The 18,451-nt window shown below is 55.6% G+C and carries 21 protein-coding genes and 2 pseudogenes; 10 read left to right on the forward strand and 13 right to left on the reverse strand.

Annotated elements, in window-relative coordinates; translation table 11 throughout:
* The 7 genes from Q1M04_RS11050 to Q1M04_RS11080 form a co-directional block, all read right to left on the reverse strand.
* The coding region (locus tag Q1M04_RS11050; RefSeq protein WP_300447780.1) for a TetR/AcrR family transcriptional regulator at nt 1–583 on the reverse strand (583 nt) is incomplete at its 3' end.
* 76 nt (nt 584–659) lie between these two features.
* Nucleotides 660–1,442, reverse strand: coding sequence for a ZIP family metal transporter (locus tag Q1M04_RS11055; RefSeq protein WP_300447783.1), 783 nt, complete (start codon nt 1,440–1,442; stop codon nt 660–662).
* 112 nt (nt 1,443–1,554) lie between these two features.
* Nucleotides 1,555–1,920 carry a MarR family transcriptional regulator gene (locus tag Q1M04_RS11060; protein ID WP_300447786.1) on the reverse strand — a complete coding sequence of 122 codons (366 nt, stop codon included), beginning with the start codon at nt 1,918–1,920 and terminating at the stop codon, nt 1,555–1,557.
* 86 nt (nt 1,921–2,006) lie between these two features.
* On the reverse strand, nt 2,007–2,141 hold the full coding sequence (locus tag Q1M04_RS11065) for a FeoB-associated Cys-rich membrane protein (RefSeq protein WP_300347278.1): 135 nt from the start codon (nt 2,139–2,141) through the stop codon (nt 2,007–2,009).
* Between the two features lie 13 nt (nt 2,142–2,154).
* Nucleotides 2,155–4,356, reverse strand: a complete 2,202-nt coding sequence (gene feoB / locus Q1M04_RS11070) for a ferrous iron transport protein B (RefSeq protein ID WP_300447790.1) — start codon at nt 4,354–4,356, stop codon at nt 2,155–2,157.
* A 53-nt stretch (nt 4,357–4,409) separates the two neighbouring features.
* Nucleotides 4,410–4,631 carry a FeoA family protein gene (locus tag Q1M04_RS11075; protein ID WP_300347281.1) on the reverse strand — a complete coding sequence of 74 codons (222 nt, stop codon included), beginning with the start codon at nt 4,629–4,631 and terminating at the stop codon, nt 4,410–4,412.
* Nucleotides 4,632–4,655: 24 nt separating this feature from the next.
* Nucleotides 4,656–4,868 carry a FeoA family protein gene (locus tag Q1M04_RS11080; RefSeq protein ID WP_300347283.1) on the reverse strand — a complete coding sequence of 71 codons (213 nt, stop codon included), beginning with the start codon at nt 4,866–4,868 and terminating at the stop codon, nt 4,656–4,658.
* A 164-nt stretch (nt 4,869–5,032) separates the two neighbouring features.
* Between Q1M04_RS11080 and Q1M04_RS11085 the strand changes: the two genes are divergently transcribed.
* The gene (locus Q1M04_RS11085; protein WP_300347286.1) at nt 5,033–5,440 is read left to right on the forward strand and encodes a metal-dependent transcriptional regulator; all 408 of its coding nucleotides are present in this window, start codon (nt 5,033–5,035) and stop codon (nt 5,438–5,440) included.
* Nucleotides 5,441–5,495: 55 nt separating this feature from the next.
* Here Q1M04_RS11085 and Q1M04_RS11090 read toward each other — a convergent pair whose 3' ends face one another.
* The 5 genes from Q1M04_RS11090 to Q1M04_RS11110 form a co-directional block, all read right to left on the reverse strand.
* On the reverse strand, nt 5,496–7,571 hold the full coding sequence (locus tag Q1M04_RS11090; RefSeq protein WP_300347288.1) for a heavy metal translocating P-type ATPase: 2,076 nt from the start codon (nt 7,569–7,571) through the stop codon (nt 5,496–5,498).
* Between the two features lie 55 nt (nt 7,572–7,626).
* Nucleotides 7,627–7,899: a DUF6110 family protein gene (locus Q1M04_RS11095; protein ID WP_300347290.1), complete on the reverse strand. Its 273-nt coding sequence runs from the start codon at nt 7,897–7,899 to the stop codon at nt 7,627–7,629.
* Between the two features lie 265 nt (nt 7,900–8,164).
* Nucleotides 8,165–8,542, reverse strand: a complete 378-nt coding sequence (locus tag Q1M04_RS11100) for a metal-dependent transcriptional regulator (protein ID WP_300347292.1) — start codon at nt 8,540–8,542, stop codon at nt 8,165–8,167.
* A 15-nt stretch (nt 8,543–8,557) separates the two neighbouring features.
* A complete protein-coding gene (locus Q1M04_RS11105; protein ID WP_300561492.1) occupies nt 8,558–9,139 on the reverse strand; it encodes a DUF3793 family protein in 582 nt (193 codons plus the stop codon).
* Complete coding sequence (locus Q1M04_RS11110) at nt 9,133–9,564, reverse strand: flavodoxin (RefSeq protein ID WP_160573181.1); 432 nt, start codon at nt 9,562–9,564, stop codon at nt 9,133–9,135. The genes Q1M04_RS11105 and Q1M04_RS11110 overlap by 7 nt, the downstream gene beginning before the upstream one ends.
* 465 nt (nt 9,565–10,029) lie before the next feature.
* Here Q1M04_RS11110 and Q1M04_RS11115 point away from each other — a divergent pair, with 465 nt between their 5' ends.
* From Q1M04_RS11115 to Q1M04_RS11150, 8 genes and pseudogenes are all read left to right on the forward strand, one after another.
* The gene (locus Q1M04_RS11115) at nt 10,030–10,989 is read left to right on the forward strand and encodes an ABC transporter permease (RefSeq protein ID WP_300447842.1); all 960 of its coding nucleotides are present in this window, start codon (nt 10,030–10,032) and stop codon (nt 10,987–10,989) included.
* Nucleotides 10,986–11,963, forward strand: coding sequence for an iron chelate uptake ABC transporter family permease subunit (locus tag Q1M04_RS11120; RefSeq protein ID WP_300447800.1), 978 nt, complete (start codon nt 10,986–10,988; stop codon nt 11,961–11,963). Before Q1M04_RS11115 ends, Q1M04_RS11120 begins: the two co-directional genes overlap by 4 nt.
* 2 nt (nt 11,964–11,965) lie before the next feature.
* Entirely contained in the window at nt 11,966–12,718 is a 753-nt protein-coding gene (locus Q1M04_RS11125; RefSeq protein ID WP_300447803.1) for an ABC transporter ATP-binding protein, read from the forward strand.
* Between the two features lie 45 nt (nt 12,719–12,763).
* Nucleotides 12,764–13,804: a siderophore ABC transporter substrate-binding protein gene (locus tag Q1M04_RS11130; RefSeq protein WP_300447806.1), complete on the forward strand. Its 1,041-nt coding sequence runs from the start codon at nt 12,764–12,766 to the stop codon at nt 13,802–13,804.
* A gap of 161 nt (nt 13,805–13,965) precedes the next feature.
* Nucleotides 13,966–14,334, forward strand: a complete 369-nt coding sequence (locus Q1M04_RS11135) for a hypothetical protein (protein WP_300447809.1) — start codon at nt 13,966–13,968, stop codon at nt 14,332–14,334.
* 136 nt (nt 14,335–14,470) lie between these two features.
* Nucleotides 14,471–14,779 (forward strand): hypothetical protein, encoded by a 309-nt coding sequence (locus Q1M04_RS11140; protein WP_366140826.1) that lies wholly within the window; start codon nt 14,471–14,473, stop codon nt 14,777–14,779.
* A 136-nt stretch (nt 14,780–14,915) separates the two neighbouring features.
* Nucleotides 14,916–15,587 (forward strand): response regulator transcription factor, encoded by a 672-nt coding sequence (locus Q1M04_RS11145; protein ID WP_300447812.1) that lies wholly within the window; start codon nt 14,916–14,918, stop codon nt 15,585–15,587.
* A gap of 119 nt (nt 15,588–15,706) precedes the next feature.
* A pseudogene (locus Q1M04_RS11150) lies at nt 15,707–16,585 on the forward strand (HAMP domain-containing sensor histidine kinase); the annotation flags it as partial.
* 55 nt (nt 16,586–16,640) lie between these two features.
* Here Q1M04_RS11150 and Q1M04_RS11155 read toward each other — a convergent pair.
* Nucleotides 16,641–17,723, reverse strand: coding sequence for a recombinase family protein (locus Q1M04_RS11155; RefSeq protein WP_300447815.1), 1,083 nt, complete (start codon nt 17,721–17,723; stop codon nt 16,641–16,643).
* A 23-nt stretch (nt 17,724–17,746) separates the two neighbouring features.
* Here Q1M04_RS11155 and Q1M04_RS11160 point away from each other — a divergent pair.
* A pseudogene (locus Q1M04_RS11160) lies at nt 17,747–18,424 on the forward strand (MATE family efflux transporter); the annotation flags it as partial.
* Nucleotides 18,425–18,451 lie beyond the last annotated feature (27 nt).

The following is an 18,451-nucleotide window of genomic DNA, read 5'->3' on the forward strand; positions in this document are numbered from 1 at the left end:
GGAAAAAATCCTGGAGCTGTTTGACATAGTGCTTTGCCCGGTCATAGGGCATATCGTGGACCACGACCTCGAATATCCCGTGGAACATCCCGCTGGCAATGATGTGGCAGAGCTGATCGTCCAGCTCTGGGATGTCCCGGCCCTGTCTGCGCAGGACTTCCATGAAACGCTGGGTGGCTTCCACTTCGATCTCTACCATGTTGTGGATAAAGTTTTCATATCCAGTGCCCTGGGCCTTGCAGATCAACAATCTGAACGGGTCAAGATGCTGGTACACATAGCCCAGCATTTCCTTTACGCAATCACTGGATTCTACCCCTACATGGCTGGGCTGTTCCGCCTCCGGCAGTTCGGAGAACGCCGTCTGTGCCCGCATGAACATTCCCATGACCGCCGCCGCATGAGGTTCTACCAAGGCGGTGAACAGGGCCTCCTTGCTGGAGTAGTACCCGTAAAAGGCTCCGGTCGTCACTCCGGCATTCTTGACGATTTGTCGCAGGGAGGCGTCCGCAAAGCCCTTTTCCAGAAATTCCTCCATTGCCGCCTGATGGATACGGGTTAAAGTTTCACTCCGTCCTTCCATGGTATACCTCACTTATAACGGCGTTATATATCACTGTTATAGAATAGCAGACAGAAGAAAATTTGTCAAGCCCCTTTTATCCCAACGCCACATCCAGCGCCAGCATGATGGTAAATCCCGCCGCGAAGAACATCGTTCCCAGGTTGGAATGTTCCCCGGCGGATGCCTCCGGGATCAGTTGCTCCACTACTACATAGATCATCGCTCCCGCAGCAAAACCGAGCAGATAAGGCAGAGCGGGCAGGATCAATCCTGCCGCCAGCATGGTCAGGACCGCCGCCAAAGGCTCCACGATGCCGGAGAGTACGCCGTATAGGAAAGCGCGGCCTTTTCCCACTCCCTCTGCCTGGAGGGGCATGGAGATGATCGCCCCCTCCGGGAAATTCTGAATGGCGATGCCGATGGACAGAGCCATCGTTGCAGTGGCGGTGATGGTATCGTTCCCGGCCATCCAACCCGCCAGCACCACGCCCACCGCCATCCCCTCCGGGATGTTGTGGAGGGTGACGGCCAGCACCAGCATGGTGGTCCGTTTTAAGCGGGTGTGGGGACCTTCCGGCTGACTGCTGTTCTGGTGCAGGTGGGGGATTGTCCTGTCCAGTACCAGCAGAAACAGGACACCCAGCCAGAACCCCGCAACTGCCGGGAAAAAGGCCCATTGGCCCATATCCTCCGCCTGTTCCATGGCGGGGACCAGCAGACTCCAGACAGATGCCGCCACCATGACACCCGCCGCAAAGCCGGTCAAGGCCCGCTGAACCAGCAGATTCATTCCTCTTTTTAAGAAGAACACGCATCCTGCTCCCAATGAAGTTCCCAGGAAGGGAAGGAGCAGTTCAAGGATCACATTCTTTGTCATTTCTGAATACTCGCCTCCAAATAGCACAGCGACGCAAGGCTTCCGCCAAGCGGGGCTGTTTGCCTGACCTGAAAATTATGCTCCGAAATGAACCGTTCAAATCCTCCCGCTGTCACATTCTGCCAACCAGCCGCCTCCGGCAATGCTCAGGCAGATTTACCACCATTGTACGCACAAAATCCCGCACTTCTTCCTCGGTCAAATCAAACCCCATCGCCGGAAGCCGTTCACGTATCAGCTCGATACACTGGAGCATATCCTTTGCCAGCAGAAAGCCGGTACCTGTCAGGTAGATTTTTCCGTATTTCTCCCGCACCAGAAGATTCATATCCATCAGAGTAGCCATCATTTTCGTGACAGAGGCTTTCGAGCAGTTCAAAGCCTTTGCCACGGCCTGCGTCCCCACGTCTGGAGTGCTTTTGCCCAATTCGTAGATCGCCAGCAGATAGCGAAGATGGGCTTCCCGTAATTCTGCCATAGAATGGTTCCTCCTCAAATGAGAGAAGGCATGAGCAGATTTCGCTGCCCATGCCTCCTCACCGTGTCTTGTAAAATTTGAAGTTTTCAGTGACAGCCCTTACAGTTCCCGCAGTCGCCGTTGCAGCCTCCGCCGGACTTGCGTGACTTCCACAAAGACCGGACAGCCAGTGCCACAACGCCTGCCAGTACCAGCAGAACGACAATTTCTCCAAGAGTCATGTTTCATTACCCCTCACTGTGCGGCAGCCACAGAGGTCAGCCGCCGGGTACTTTCCTCGCCCTGATAACCTTTGCGGAACAACAGAAAGAGGATTCCCGCCAGCAATACCAGAGCCACAACAGTTCCAAGGCCAAATACCGCTTCTCCGGTGACCAGTCCGCCCAGCTGGAACACAATCAGGCTCACCACATAGGCGAAGCCGCACATATACCCGATGGCGCCCAAGGTCCACTTGGCGTTGTTCATCTCCCGCTTGATGGCGCCCATGGCGGCGAAGCAGGGGGCGCACAGCAGATTGAAGATCATGAAGGAATAGGCTGCCATGGCCCCGAAGTCCGCACCCACGGCGGCGTAGATGCCGCTGGCGTCCTCCATCAGGTCCGCCTCTCCGGCGTACTGATAGAGTACACCAAAGGTGTTGACCACTTCCTCCTTGGCAATCAGGCCGGTGACCGTGGCCACGGTGGCTTTCCAGGCCATATCGCCCACCCAACCCAGGGGTGCGAAGATGATGGCAACACCGCTGCCGATGGAGGCCAGAAGGGAGCTGTTGTTGTCCTCCACGGCCTGGAATACGCCGTTTTCAAAGCCATAGCCCTGGAGGAACCAGAGGACGATGGAGCTGAGCAGGATGATGGTTCCCGCCCGCTTGATGAAGGACCAGCCCCGCTCCCAGGTGGCCCGCAGGACGTTAGAGGCGGAAGGGGCGTGGTAGGCGGGCAGCTCCATAACGAAGGGGGCGGGTTCCCCAGCGAAAGCCTTGAATTTCTTCAGCATGATGCCGGAAATGACCACGGCAGCGATGCCGATAAAGAACGCGGAGGTCGCCACCCAAGCCGCACCGCCGAACACTGCGCCCGCGAACAAACCGATGATGGGCATTTTCGCCCCGCAGGGGATGAAGCCGGTGGTCATGATGGTCATCTTCCGGTCCCGGTCTTGTTCGATGGTCCGTGAGGCCATGATGCCGGGGACGCCGCAGCCGGTTGCCACCAGCATGGGGATGAAGCTCTTGCCGGACAGGCCAAAGCGGCGGAAGATGCGGTCCATGATGAAGGCCACACGGGCCATATAGCCCACGTCCTCCAGGATAGCCAGCAGCAGGAACAGCACCAGCATTTGAGGCACAAAGCCCAGCACCGCGCCCACGCCGGCCACAATGCCGTCCTGGATCAAGCCGTAGAGCCAGCCGCCCTCGGCTACGCCCAAAGCGCCCAGGATAGTATCAAACAGGCCGGGGACCCACTCGCCAAAGAGGACGTCATTAGCCCAATCAGTCCCCATGGTGCCGATGGAGATAGCCCAGCCGCCCATGGCGATGGCATAGATGCAGAACATGACCGCAGCAAAAATGGGCAGGGCCAGGATACGGTTGGTGACGATCTGGTCGATCTTGTCCGAGACGGACAGGCTGCCTTTTGCCGCCTTTTTCTTCACCGCCTTGGTGACCACAGAGTTGATGTAAGAATACCGCTGATTGGTGATAATAGACTCTGCGTCATCGTCCAGCTCCTTCTCGCAGTCGGCGATGTGCTGTTCCAGGTGGGCTTTCAGGTCGGCGGAGAGGTTCAACTCCTCCAGGACCTTTTCATCCCGCTCGAAAATCTTGATGGCGTACCAGCGGAGGTAGCCCTCCGATACCTTGCCCTGGATGGACTCCTCGATGTGAGCCAGGGCGTGTTCCACGCTGCCCGTGAACACATGGGGCAGTTCCCCGGTCTGCTTACTCTGGGCCAAGGCCACGGCCTTTTCCGCCGCCGCCATGCCGCCCTCGCCCTTGAGGGCGCTCATCTCCACTACCTCACAGCCCAGGGCCTCGCCCAGCTTATTGAGGTTGATGGTGTCGCCGTTCTTCCGCACCAGGTCGATCATGTTCACCGCCACTACCACGGGCATGCCCAGCTCGATGAGCTGGGTGGTGAGGTACAGATTTCGCTCGATGTTGGTGCCGTCCACAATGTTGAGGATGGCGTCCGGCTTCTCGTTTACCAGATAGGACCGGGCCACCACTTCCTCCAGGGTGTAGGGGGACAGGGAGTAGATACCGGGCAGGTCCTGGATCACCACGTCCTTGTGACCCTTCAACCGGCCCTCCTTCTTCTCTACGGTGACGCCGGGCCAGTTGCCCACATACTGGCTGGAGCCGGTGAGGGCGTTGAACAGCGTGGTCTTGCCGCAGTTGGGATTGCCCGCCAGGGCAATTTTGATGTCCATTTCGATTCTCTCCTCTCAAATGTTAGATAAGCCTAACTTATGGTCAAAAAAATTTAGTTGACCTCGATCATCTCCGCGTCGCCCTTGCGGACAGACAACTCGTAGCCCCGGACGTTCAGCTCCATGGGGTCGCCCAGGGGCGCCACCTTACGGACGAAAATCTCCACACCCTTGGTGATGCCCATATCCATGATCCGGCGCTTCACCGGGCCTTCGCCGTGGAGCTTCGCCACAGTCACGGTTTCGCCCACCTTCACATCTTTTAATGTTTTCATGCTGCTCTCCTCCTTTTTGATTTCTTAAACCATAATGCGGTTTGCCATGGTCTTATCCAGCGCGATGCGGCTGTCCTTTACCTGCACGATCAGATTTCCTCCAATCTCGCTGACCACCGTCACATCGCTGTCCACCACAAATCCCAGCTCCGCCAGATGCTGGCGCACCTCGTCCTTGCCGGAGATTTTGCGGATAGTCGCGGTTTCTCCTGCCTTTGCCATTGTCAGCGGCATCATTGCCTCGCCTCCTCCGGGACATGGTTAGTAAATTCTAACCTTGAAATCGGCCTTAGTTTACTACCGCTAACTGCCAATGTCAAGACCCTTTTCAAAAAAACTTGCATTTTTGGTTAGAATGTGCTAACCTATGCACAGAGGTTTCCGTGGAAGGAGGATTTTTTGTGAATATCCACGAATCGGCTGAGGACTATTTAGAGGCGATCTTAAAACTCCGGGAAGATCATGGGATGGTGCGCTCCATTGATATTGTCCATGAATTGGGCTTTTCCAAGCCCAGCGTCAGCATCGCAATGCGAAATCTCCGGGAGAACGGATATATCCACATGGACGATGACGGCTATATTACGCTTTTGCCTCCCGGTGAAGAAATTGCCCAGCGTATCTATGACAGGCACAAGCTGCTGACGCAGGTTTTTATTCAGTTGGGCATTTCCCCGGAGACAGCGGCGGCGGACGCCTGCAAAGTAGAGCATGATCTGAGTGATGAGACTTTTGAAAAAATCAAAGCCCATGCCGCTGGTGGAAAAGACAACATTAGCTGTGAAAATTGTCCTTTGAAATCAATCTGACAGCATAGGGAAAACCGGCCCCAAGGCTTATGGGGCCGGTTTTCCCTATGCTGTTTCAACTTGGCTCCAGCAGATTCGTCATGCTCCGCAGGCTGACGCCTAACGTAGAGAGGTTATGCAGCATGGCGGAGGTAGCCGGAGGCAGGACGCCAAATGCTCCAAGGGCAATCAGGGAGCCGTTGAAGCCCATGACAAAGCGGTAATTGGAGCGGATACGCACGGTTAGTTTGCCAGCGATCCGCCGCAGGCTGACCAGCTCATGGAGATCATCCGCCGCAATGGTGATGTCCGCAATCTCTCTGGCAATGGCCGCGCCGTCACTGATAGCAATGCCCACATTGGCCTTGGACAGTGCCGGGGAATCGTTGATGCCATCCCCGATCATGATGACCGTATGGCCTTTCGCCCGTTCCGCCTCCACAAAGCTGGCCTTATCCGCAGGCAGAATTTCCGCATGGTATTCGTCCACCCCTACCTCTGCGGCAATGGCGGCGGCGGTGCGCTCGCTGTCTCCGGTGAGCATAACGGCCCGCCGGATGCCCAACCCGCGAAGCTGCCGGATCACAGATCCCGCCTCTGGTCGCAGGGGATCGGAGATACAGACCACAGCGGACAGCACGCCGCCGATGGCCAGATACAGATGGGAATATTGATTTGGCAGAGAATCGTAACGCTCCTGTTCCCCCTCTGGAATGGCACAATGTTCGTCCTCAAAGACAAAGTGGGTGCTTCCGATAATCACACGCCGGCCATTGACTTCGCTGACAATACCGTGAGCCACAATGTACTCCACCTCGGAGTGCATTTCCTCATGGGACAGCCCCCGCTCCCGCGCGGCCTGGACGACCGCGTTAGCCATGGAATGGGGGAAATGCTCCTCCAGGCAGGCGGCCAACCGCAGCATATCCGCCTCGTCCTGCCCACCGAAGGGAATGACCTCCGCAACCACCGGGCAGGCATGGGTCAGTGTGCCGGTCTTGTCAAAGACCACCGTGTCCGCCTGGGCAACCGTTTCCAGGTACTTGCCGCCCTTCACCGTCACATGGAACCCGCCGGCCTCCCGCATGGCGGAGAGGACAGCCAGGGGCATTGCCAGCTTCAGGGCGCAGGAGAAGTCCACCATGAGAACAGACAGGGCGCGGGAGACATTCCGGGTCAGCAAATAAGTGAGCAGACTGCCCGCCAAGGTATAGGGTACCAGCCGGTCCGCCAGATTTGCCGCGCGGCTCTCCGCTGTGGATTTCAGGGACTCCGACTGTTCGATCATCGCCACGATCTTGTCATACCGGCTGCTGCCTGACTGGCCGGAGACTTGGAGAACGCACTCGCCCTCCTCCACCACTGTCCCAGCGTAAACAGTCATGCCCGCCCGCTTGGGGACCGGAATGGATTCCCCTGTGAGAGATGCCTGATTGACCATGACCTCGCCCTCTGTAATCACTCCGTCCAGAGGAATCAGACCGCCCAGCCGGACACACACCTGGTCGCCCGTCTGGATCTGGGACAGCGGCGTAAGGACATCCCCCTGGGGCGTTCTCAGCCACACCCGGTCGATGTTCAGTGACATACATTGCGCCAGATCGCTGACAGACTTTTTGTGGGTCCATTCCTCCAGCAGCTCGCCAAGGCCCAAGAGGAACCGAACCGAGGACGCGGTGGTGAAATCACCACGGAGCAGGGAGATTCCAATAGAGAGGGCATCCAGAACCTCTACAACCATCTGTCCCCGCAGGAGGCAGCGCACACCCCGAAACAGGTGCGGGATCGCTTTCCAAACGGTATAGGCGATCCGGAGCGGAGAGGGAAAAAAGAGGACGGAGACAGCTTTCGCCGCTGCCATGCCCACCAGCTTTTCCTCATACGTCCGGTTCAGTGCGCGGCTGCTGCTGACAGGGGGATGGAGGTTCTCCATCTCATAGGAAAACCGGCTGAACGCCAAAAGAATCTCCGTCTGGGAACCTTGATATTCCACAATGGCGCACCGGGTCCGCTCATGGACGGAAGCACGGATAACCTCGGGCAGCTTTTGGAGATAGCACTCCAGCAGATCGGCCTGCTCCAGAGACATTCGGGGCTGGGCCATCTGGACCCGGATACGGCCCCGGCTTTGGTGTTTGATGATGATTTTCATTGCAACCTCCAAGGGCAAAGGACAGGAGGCCGCGGCCCCCTGTCCTGTGTATGGGTCAGGCCTCTTCCGCCTGTCCAGAGACACCCGCAGCTTCCTGCTCCGCCCGCTGGGCGTTGAGGTCTTTGGCCGAGGCCAATATGTCGGCAGCGTTCTCCTGCACAGTGGTCACGGTTTCCATGACCGATTCCTTCATCCGCAGAGCGGCGGCTGTGGCGTGGGTGTAGGCTTTTTTCGCATCCCGGCTGGACAGCAGCTTCAGTCCGGCAGAGCCGAACAGTACCCCGCCCGCAAAGACAGCCAGGTTTTTGACACACTTATCACAATCCATAGAAGTTCCTCCTGATTTTTTTCTTACTTGCGCTTGTACCCTGTGAGCATCACCATGACCATGCAAAAGACGGCGCCCCAGGCCCAGAACCGGTGCTGCTTCATCGGAATCACCTCCACCTGACGGAAAACCGCCGTTTTTGCTGGCACTGCTGGTATATGAGGAATGAACGTTTGCTTGGATTGAGTGAATTATATCTGTCAAAAACCCGGGGAGTCAAGACGAACCGTATGCTATTTCAAACTTTTGATTCAATCATGCCGCATTAAGGAGTTTCCTGCGGATGCTCCAGCGCCTGCATCAGCTTACGAAAACTTTCCTCGCTGATGGCGTGCTCCATGCGGCAGGCGTCTTTCTCTGCGGTGTCCGGCGCAACGCCCGCATCAATCAGCCATTGGGTAAAGAAGCGGTGCTTTGCGTAGATCTTCTCCGCCGTTTCCTGGCCCACCTCGGTCAAGTACAGGTAGCCGTCCGCGTCCCTGGTGAGGAACCCGCCCTGGCGCAAAAGCCGAAGTCCATGGCTGACGCTGGTCTTGGCGTAGCCCAGGTATTGGGACACATCAATGGCCCGCACCTGTCCCATGCGCTGGCCTAAAATTAGGACCGCTTCCAGATAGTCCTCCCCGGAAGCCCGTAATTCCACTTTGATCACCACCTCTTATGCCGGGACTGCCAGCCGCTCAATGGGGATTCCCTGCTCAAACATGGCTACATAGGTCTGGATGCACCTGCGGTAGCAGGCGAAGCACACCTGCATTTCCGCCGGATCGCCGTAGGATTTCCAGAAGCCGCAGCAGGTAAAGTTCCGGCCATGGTTTTCAATAAAGCCGATCACATCCCGGAGAGGGTATCCCAGGAATACGCCGATCTCATGGGGAAACTCCGGCTGCGTCCGCAGACGGTATGAAAGCTGTTCCAGCAGACCGTCCAGGTTTGTCCTCTCATATCCGGCCTCCGCCAAAAAGCTCTGGTAAGCATCGTCAGACAGCATTTGTTCCAAACGGTCATGCCGGTACACAAAGACGATTACCGAACCGGAACCGGGCCGCTCCAAAAGTATCTGAACGGTAAGGCCAAAGGGTTCCAACTGTTTGTTCCATTGGCAAACCTTCTGTCGGGAAACTTCCAGAGAGCAATGATGAAAACAGAAAATGCTTCCCGGTTTCATCCCCGCCAGCGTGGGGGCGCAATGCCGGACCAACACGGCCTCAAAGGTCCGGGAAATGTCCTTGCTCACCACGCCGCCAGCTTCCGGCCCAGTTCCTTGCAGGCTTCCTCGCCCTCTGCGTCCGGGGCCTCGTTGACCGTCAGGCCGTTTTCGTCCAAGAGGTTGGCCCCGGCATCGTCACAGCGGGCGCACCAGTCCCGCATCCACTGGCCGTCTCCCCAGCCATAGGAGCCAAACAGCGCGATCCGCTTGCCGCCGAGGGAACCCTCCAGAGCGGAAAACATCGGCTCGAACTCCGCCTCCTCCAGCACCTCGCTGCCCATGGCGGGGCACCCAAAGGCCACGGCGCTGTAAGCGGAGAACTGACTGGCCAAGAAATCCCCAGGCCCCAGCAGCTCCGCCTCGCCGCCAGCGGCCCGGACGCCCTCGGCAATGTAATTGGCCATAGCCTCCGTGTTGCCGGTTCCGCTCCAGAATACGATTGCGATCTTGTTCATGTCGAACACTCCTTTATAGAATATTTTTGGCTGTAGTTAGCTATAGCTAACTTTTCCGGTCAGAGAAGCCCCAAGGGGAGATAGCCTTGGGGGAAGAAAGAAAGTAGGAGGTCGTCTTGCTACTTTGGTTAGGTATTGCTAACTACAAAGCAAACGTTAACACAGTCAGCTACTTTTGTCAAGGGACAAATTGGAAATTTTATATGATGCTTTTTTCTTGGATGGTTATAGAGATAATAGATAAAATTTCACATTCTGTCCGCTTTTTTCTTGTTCAATCATGCGGTTGTGTATGACTAATCCAGTGTGTTATACTGACTTCGCTGTGCGTCGTGATGGGCGAGTCTCTCAGATTGCCGTCTGACGCATTCCTTTGTACCTTATAGTTAGCTATAACTAACTTTCGCGGAGGTGGCTGTCATTAAAAAACATTTGACTACGATTGTTTTGTTCGCTCTGCTCCTGGTGCTGGCCGTTTGGTCGCTGTTTATTGGCGTTCTGGACGTAGATTTATCAGGGCTTTTGCAGGGGGACCGAGAGCATTTGGAAGTATTCCTGATCTCCCGCCTGCCCCGTCTCCTGGCAATTCTCTGTACCGGCATCGGCATGAGTGTGGCGGGCCTGATTATGCAGCAGCTCTGCATGAACAAGTTTGTCTCTCCGACCACAGGGGCCACCATTTCCTCCGCACAGTTCGGTATCCTGCTGGCGCTGCTGTTCATGCCCAATTCCACCCTATGGGGGAGGGCCATATTTTCCTTTGCTTTTGCGGTCCTCGGCACCTGGATATTCGTCTGGTTCATTCAGCGCATCCAGTTTAAGGACGTGGTGATGGTTCCGCTGGTGGGCATCATGTTCGGCAATGTGATCGGCGGCATTACAAATTATCTGGCGTACAAGTATGAAATGACGCAGGCGCTCTCTACCTGGCTGGTAGGCCACTTCTCCATGGTCCTGCGGGGACGGTATGAGATCGTTTGGCTGACGGTTCCGCTGGTGGTGCTGGCCTTTTTGTTTGCAAATCATTTCAACATCGTGGGTATGGGGAAAGACTTTTCACAAAATCTCGGCGTTCCATATAACTTTGTGCTGTTCCTGGGGCTGACGATTGCCGCGATGATCACCGCCTCCATCGTTGTGGTGGTAGGCTCCATCTCCTACATCGGCCTGATCGTCCCCAATCTGGTGGCGATGTTCAAGGGAGATAAAATCCGTGGTACATTGATCGATACGGCCCTGTTTGGAGCGTTATTTGTGCTGGTGTGCGACATGGTGGGCCGAATGGTGATCTTTCCGTATGAGCTGCCCATTGAATTGATCGTCGGCATCATTGGAAGCGTCCTTTTTGTGGCCCTGCTGCTCTATCGTCTCAGCCATGGGCGGAAAGCAATTCGCCTGAGCAGGAAAGGGGGCGGTGCGGCATGAATACAAAGGCAGTGCGCGCCAACCGGCAGAAGTTGGCGGTCCTTGCCGCGCTCGTCCTGTTGTGCGCCGCAGGGTATATGCTGGTGGGCGTACATTTTGACAACGCAAAGCTATTTCAGTATGCGATGAAGATACGCTCTCCCAAATTGATCGTTATGCTCATTACCGCTTTTGCCATTGGCGGGGCGTCTATCGTGTTTCAGTCTGTTATCAACAATACCATCGTAACCCCCTGCCTGCTGGGTATGAACTCCCTCTATACGCTGATCCATACCGCCGTTGTCTTTGCGGCGGGGTCCGGCAGTATTCTGGCCGCAAACGCAAACTGCTCGTTTGCAGTGGACTTGGTGCTGATGGGCGTAGTGGCAACGGTGGTTTACAGTTTCCTGTTCAAAAAGACAAAGCACAATGTACTCTATGTACTGCTCATCGGCACAGTTTTATCCTCTTTCTTTTCCAGCATCCAGAGTACCCTCACCCGCGTGATGGACCCCAATGAGTACGACAATCTTCTGGCGACCCTGGTGGCCAGCTTCAGCAACATCAACTCAGAGATCATTGTCATATCGCTGTTCGTGCTGGCGGCTATTGTTTTTGCCCTTCGGAGAGAGCTGGCCCTGCTGGACGTGATTACGCTGGGGAAGGATCAGGCCATTAACCTGGGCGTGGACTATGACCGGTGCGTCCGCCGCCTGCTGCTGGGGGTCACGCTGTGCATTGCTGTGGCTACCGCCATGGTTGGCCCCATCTCCTTTCTTGGCCTCATCATCGCCAACCTGTCCCGGCAGCTATTGAAAACCTATCGCCACACGCAGTTGATTCTCGGCTCCGCTTTGTTCGGCATGATCGTATTAGTGGGCGGTCAGCTCCTTGTGGAACACGCCTACTCTTATACGATCCCGGTCAGCGTATTTATTACAGTGGGCGGCGGCGTGTATTTCCTCTATTTACTTCTTACCAACAGGAGGACTTGACCATGCAGGTAAAAGAATTGACCAAGCGGTACGATGGGAAAACGGTGGTAAACCAGGTCAGCTTCGCCATTCCCAAAGGGAAAGTGATTTCTTTGATTGGACCCAACGGAGCGGGAAAATCAACCGTCATGGGCATCATCTCCCGGCTGATCGCGCGGGACGGCGGAACGGTGGATTTTGAAGGTTCGGACATCGGGAAATGGAAAAGCCGGGAGCTGTCCAAACGGCTGGCCATCCTGACACAGACCAACAATATCCAGATGAAGCTGACGGTTCGGGAGCTGGTGACTTTTGGACGCTTTCCCTATTCCGGGGGGCGGACCACGGCGGAGGACCAGGAGATCATCGACCGGGCCATCTCCTACATGGAATTGGGGGCCTTTGAGGATCAGTTTATTGACGAGCTTTCCGGCGGCCAGCGCCAGCGGGCGTATATCGCCATGGTGATTGCCCAGGACACAGAGTATGTTCTGTTGGATGAACCGACCAACAATCTGGATATTTACCACGCCACCAACATGATGAAAATCGTCCGTCGCCTCTGCGATGAGCTGGGCAAGACGGTGATTTTAGTGCTGCACGAGATCAACTACGCGGCATTCTATTCTGATTATATCTGTGCGTTTAAGGACGGCAGGATTGCCAAGTTCGGCACGGTAAAGGAGGTGATGACCAAGGAAAATCTATCCCAGGTGTACGGCGTGGACTTTGAGATTATGGAGATCGCGGGCCGTCCGCTGTCCATCTACTATTAAGCCCCCATATTTTTCGGTACTTTTATTGAAAAGGAGAATTACACTATGAAAAAATTGATGTCCCTGTTCCTCTCTGCCATGCTTGTGCTTGGCCTCGCCGCCTGCGGCGGACAGGCCGGCGGTGCGCCTGATACGAACCAGCAGGAGAACAGTACAGCTCCGGTTTCCGATCAATCGGCTCCCTCTGAAACACCCTCAACTCCCGCCGCTCCTGAAACCATCACCATCACCAGCCTGAACGGCAATCGGGAGTCTGCGGAGCTGGAAGTTCCCTATGACCCCCAGCGCATCGCCGTTCTGGATATGGCCAGTCTGGACATTCTGGATGCGTTGGGCGTGGGAGATCGTGTGGTCGGCTCCGCCTCTATCCACTTGGACTATCTGCAAAGCTATGTGACGGGTGATGATATTGCCAACCTCGGCACTATCAAAGAAGCCGATTTAGAGGCGGTCATGGTCTGTGAGCCTGATGTGATCTTCATCGGCGGGCGTCTGAGCAAGTCCTATGACGCGCTCAGCGAAATCGCGCCCGTGGTCTATCTGGCTACCGACAGCAGCCTTGGCGTGGTGGAGTCTGTCCATAAAAATGCCGCCACCATTGCTTCCATGTTTGGTCTGGAAGATCAGGTAGCAGCGCTGATGGAGGGATTTGACAGCCGTCTTGAGACGCTGAAAGCCTTTGCCGAGGGCAAGAATGCTATTGTGGGCCTGTGTACCAGCGGCGGCTTTAACGTCCTGGGCAACGATGGCCGCTGCTCCATCATCGGCGTGGAGATCGGATTTGAAAATGTGGGCGTGGATGCCAACATTGATACCTCCACCCACGGAAATGAGGCGTCCTTTGAGTTCATCGTGGACAAAAACCCGGAGTACATCTTTGTCATGGACCGTGACACCGCCCTTGCCAAAGAGGGCGCACAGCTCGCCCAGGAGATCATGGAGAATGAGCTGGTCATGGGAACGGATGCCTACAAAAACGGGCACATTGTGTATCTGGACCATCCCGCTGTGTGGTACACCGCCGAGGGCGGCGTCACCGCGCTGGATTTGATGCTGGCGGACCTGGAGAGTACCCTGCTGCCATAAATAGAAAAGCACCGGTGTGATTTCTATCAGTCACATCGGTGCTTTTTTGTATTTTAACAATTCTCAAACACTTTTCAAACCTTGCAAAAACAATCGGGGGGTATGATACGTCCAACAAGTGTAACCGCACTTGAAATCAAAACGACCGGAGGTTTTCAGACATGAAGAAAAAGGATTTTGTGACCCTGATGATGAGTGTGGTGGGCGGCATCCTGTTCGCCTTGGGGATGTGCATGGCCCTTCTGCCGGAGTGGAACGCCATGACTCAGGGCGTTGTAATAGGGGCCGTAGGGCTGGTGGTGCTGCTGGTTATGCTGCTCGTCCGCCGCAAAATGGACGGCAAGCCTGCCATCGTATTCAGCGGCAAAGCTATTGCGACTACATTGTTTGGTATCTTTTCCACCGTCGTATTCGGCATTGGAATGTGCATGACCATGGTTTGGAACATGATGATCCCTGGCATTGCGGTGGGAATTGTTGGCATCATTCTGCTGTTGTGCCTGATTCCCGTCTGCAAGGGCTTGAAATAACAAAGGAGAAGTACTCATGAAAAAAGCGTTTACTATTGCCGCAGCTATCGGCGCCGCTTTTGCGGCTGTTGCCGCTATGATTACAGCGGCTACCCATTTTCGGAAAAATGATTGAATATACCAGGAGGAAATCAAAATGGCAGATTTGAAAAACGCAAATGGGGAGATTGCAGAAATTGTCACCAGCGGATTTCAGAAGATCGAGGACGGCGTGGTGGGCGGCTACAAGAAAATTGAGGCGGGGGCCGTCGGTGGGTTTCAAAAGGTAGAGGACTGGTTTGTGGCAAAGTACCTGACCCATGAGGGCGAGACCGTTGAGGAGGCCAAGGAGCGGCTGGCAGCGGAGCAGGCGGCCCGTGAGGAAAGCGCCCGGGCGGAGACGGAAAAACGCGCATCTGAGCAGGCAGCCCGGATAGCGGCAGGTAAAAAGATAGAAGAACCCTGACAGCCGGTCTGACCTGTGCCATTCCGCTTGGCGCAGGTCAGATTTTTTATAAATTTTTGAAAAAGCGTAAAAAACGCAAACAAAACTTTAACAGTTCTATGCTATAATAGGCAAAACAGCTTGTGGAGGAACGCTTATGTTCAAAATATTGGTGGTTGAGGACGACAAGGAACTTAACCGGTCGGTCTGCACATTCCTGAATCAGAGCGGCTATGAGGCGGCCGGTTGCCTGAACGCCACCGATGCCTATGACGCCATGTATGCCGCTGCCTTTGACTTGATTATTTCCGATATCATGATGCCTGGCGTTGATGGCTTTGAATTTGCCCAGACCGTGCGGGAGCTGGACACCAACGTCCCCATCCTGTTCATGACGGCGCGGGATGATTTCGCCTCCAAGCAACGGGGCTACCGAGCGGGCATTGACGATTATATGGTGAAACCCATCCACTTGGATGAATTGTTTCTCCGGATCGGGGCGCTGCTGCGGCGGGCCAGGATCGCCAGCAGCCACAGGCTGGAGGCAGGCGGTCTGGTATTGGACGCGGACGAGCGCACGGCTTATCTGGATGGAACGGAGAGCCCCCTTACCCATCGGGAGTTTAACATCCTCTATAAGCTGCTCTCCTACCCGAAAAAGGCGTTCACCCGCACACAGCTCATGGACGAATTTTGGGATGTGGAGACGTCCACCGCGCCCAGGGCTGTGGATGTGTATATAACCAAGCTGCGGGACAAGTTTTCGGGTTGTGATGCCTTTGAAATTGTCACCGTGCGGGGACTGGGCTATAAGGCGGTGTTGAAATGAGGAAAGACCGAATTCTTCTCCTGCTCCGTTCGGTCTGGAACTGTGTTCCGTTTTTTCTGCTGATCTCCTTTGTGGCCACCTGCTGTCTGGAGCTGTTCCTGCTTGAGATGCAGCGGAGCATGGGAGTCGTGTTCTCCAAGGAAAATATCGAAAGCGCGGCAAAGCTCACCTTTGGCAATGTGGTGCTCATCAGTCTGCTTTGCACATTGATTGACGGTGTCCGGCGCTGGTATACCGTTACGCGGCCTGTCCGGCGGATTGCCGCCGCTGCGGAGAAGGTCATGGCTGGCGATCTGTCGGTACGCATCCAGCCGGTCCGGGGACTGAACGCCCAAGATAGCTTTAATGTCACCATTAACTATTTTAACCGCATGGTACAGGAACTGTCCGGCATCGAGACGCTGCGCACGGATTTTATCGCCAATGTTTCCCATGAATTGAAAACACCTCTGGCGGTCATTCAGAATTACGCGGTCATGCTTCAGCAGGCAAATCTTCCGGAGGAGCAGCGGGCAGAATACGCCAAAACGATTGTGGACGCATCCTGCCGCCTGTCGGACCTCATCACAAATATTCTGAAGCTGAACAAGCTGGAAAATCAACAGATTTACCCGGAAAAAACGGTCTATGATCTGGGAGAACAGCTTTGCCAGTGCCTTTTATCTTTTGAGGATGCCTGGGAGGGAAAGGATATTGAGCTGGAAACTGATTTGGCGGAGGATGTGCTGATTGAATCCGATGCGGAGCTGCTGATGCTGGTATGGAATAATCTCATCTCCAACGCATTGAAATTCACTCCGGTGTGCGGGCGTGTTGCGGTCAGCTTGGAGGGGGTGGAGGACTTTGCTGTGGTGCGGATCACGGACACTGGCTGTGGTATCCCTCCAGAGGTAGGTGAACGCATTTTCGAGAAGTTCTATCAGGGCGACACCTCTCACGCCGCGCAGGGCAACGGCCTGGGGCTGGCCCTGGTCAAGCGTGTGGTAGATATTGTGGGCGGCGATATTTCTGTTGACAGCGAGGTGGGCAGGGGCAGCAGCTTTGCGGTGAAAATTAGGAGGATGGGCAATGGAACAAGCTACACCGCTTGTATGGCGTACCGCACTCCCCGCACACCAGCAGTTCGGACAGGGCGTATTTGGCGGAGTATTTACCCTGCTCGGTCTTGCCCGTTTTCTGCATCACCTTCCGCTTGCTGGCCCTGCGGGCCATCTCCTCCCGTACCTGATAGAAGATCTCTTTCGGAATGATGGGCGGGTGATTGTTCTCCACATACACCATGGGGCGCTCTCCCTGGTTTTTCTTTACCGTCTTGCTGATACAGTCGGTGGTATATGTCTTTTGCAGCAGGGCGTCGCCAATGTATTTTTCATTGACCAGGATGTTGTGGATCACCTGATATGTCCAGCTCTGAACCCCGCAGGAGGTGGGAACCTTGTCCTTCTCCAGCTCCGCTTTGATCTGGCCCAGGCTACACCCGTCCAAGTAGCGGCGGAAGATACGCTTTACCGTCTCCGCCTCCTCCGGGATGATCTCCGGCTGACCGTCAGGCCCCCGCCGGTAGCCCAACAGCTTCTGGTACTGGAAGGGGACGTTCCCTGCCTCCCGGCTCTTTTGGATGCCCCAGATCACGTTTTTGCTGATGGACTCGCTCTCCGCTTGGGCAAATCCGCTGAACAGGGTGATCAGGAACTCGCTGGACTCCGTCAGCGTATTGATATTTTCCTTTTCAAAGATCACACCGATGCCGTTGGCCCGGAGCATCCGCACCATTTCCAGGCTGTCCACCGTATTCCGGGCGAAGCGGGAGAGGGATTTGGTGAGGATCAGGTCGATTCGGCCCCGTTTGCAGGCGGCGATCATTCGCTTGAACTCCGTCCGCTTTTTCATGCTTGTGCCGGTTATGCCTTTGTCAGCGAAAATACCGGCCATCTCCCAATCGGGGTTCTCACCGATCTTCTGGGTGAAGTAGGCTTTCTGGGCGGTGTAGCTGGTGAGCTGCTCCTCGCTGCCGGTGGACACCCGGCAGTAGGCGGCCACCCGCTGCTTGCTGCCGGAGGCCCGTCCAGAGGTTGATACCGGCTTCGTGGCGGGGATGATGCGTATCTTCCGTTCCCGCTGTACGGTCTGTTCCATGACGGCTCCTTTCCCAATTTGTTATGAACGGTTACTTAAAGGTCACTGTCCCCTGTATTTTTTCCCTTATTATTTCCTGCCTGTACAACATCGTTGACCAGATTTTTGTGGGCAACGGCGTGGGCTACCTGGGCAATGCCGCCACAGGTGTGATCTTCCCGGTCACAGTCATCGGCTGGGGCATTTCGCTGTTCTTCGGCGACGGCGCGGCGGCGGCTCTCAGCGTATCCCTGGGAAAAAACGAAACCGAACACATTCACCGCAGCGTGGGCAACAGCATCCTCTGCTCCTTTTTGGGCGGTGCGACGCTCATTCTCATCAGCTACATCTGGGGAGACGTCCTCCTTCGGCTGATTGGCGCGACTGACGCAAATCTGGCGCTGGCCCACGACTATGGATTCATCATTTATACGATGATACCTCTGGCCCTTGCACAGAATACGATGGCCTCCATTATCCGTGCGGATGGCAGTCCCAAGTACGCCATGGGAGCCATGCTGGCGGGGGCGGTGCTGAATATCATCGGCGACCCGGTGGCCATTTTCGTACTGGACATGGGCATCAAGGGCGCGGCCTATGCCACCATTTTGGGACAGTTTGTCAGCTTCTGCATCTGCGCGGCTTATCTGACCAGAAGCCGGTCTTTCCGCATATCCCTCAGCAGCTTCCGGCTGGACTGGAGGCTGCTGAAGCAGGTCATGGCGCTGGGCGCGTCCAGCTTTCTGACG

Origin of the sequence: uncultured Oscillibacter sp., from assembly GCF_950073225.1 — a bacterium.
GTDB lineage: Bacteria > Bacillota > Clostridia > Oscillospirales > Oscillospiraceae > Oscillibacter.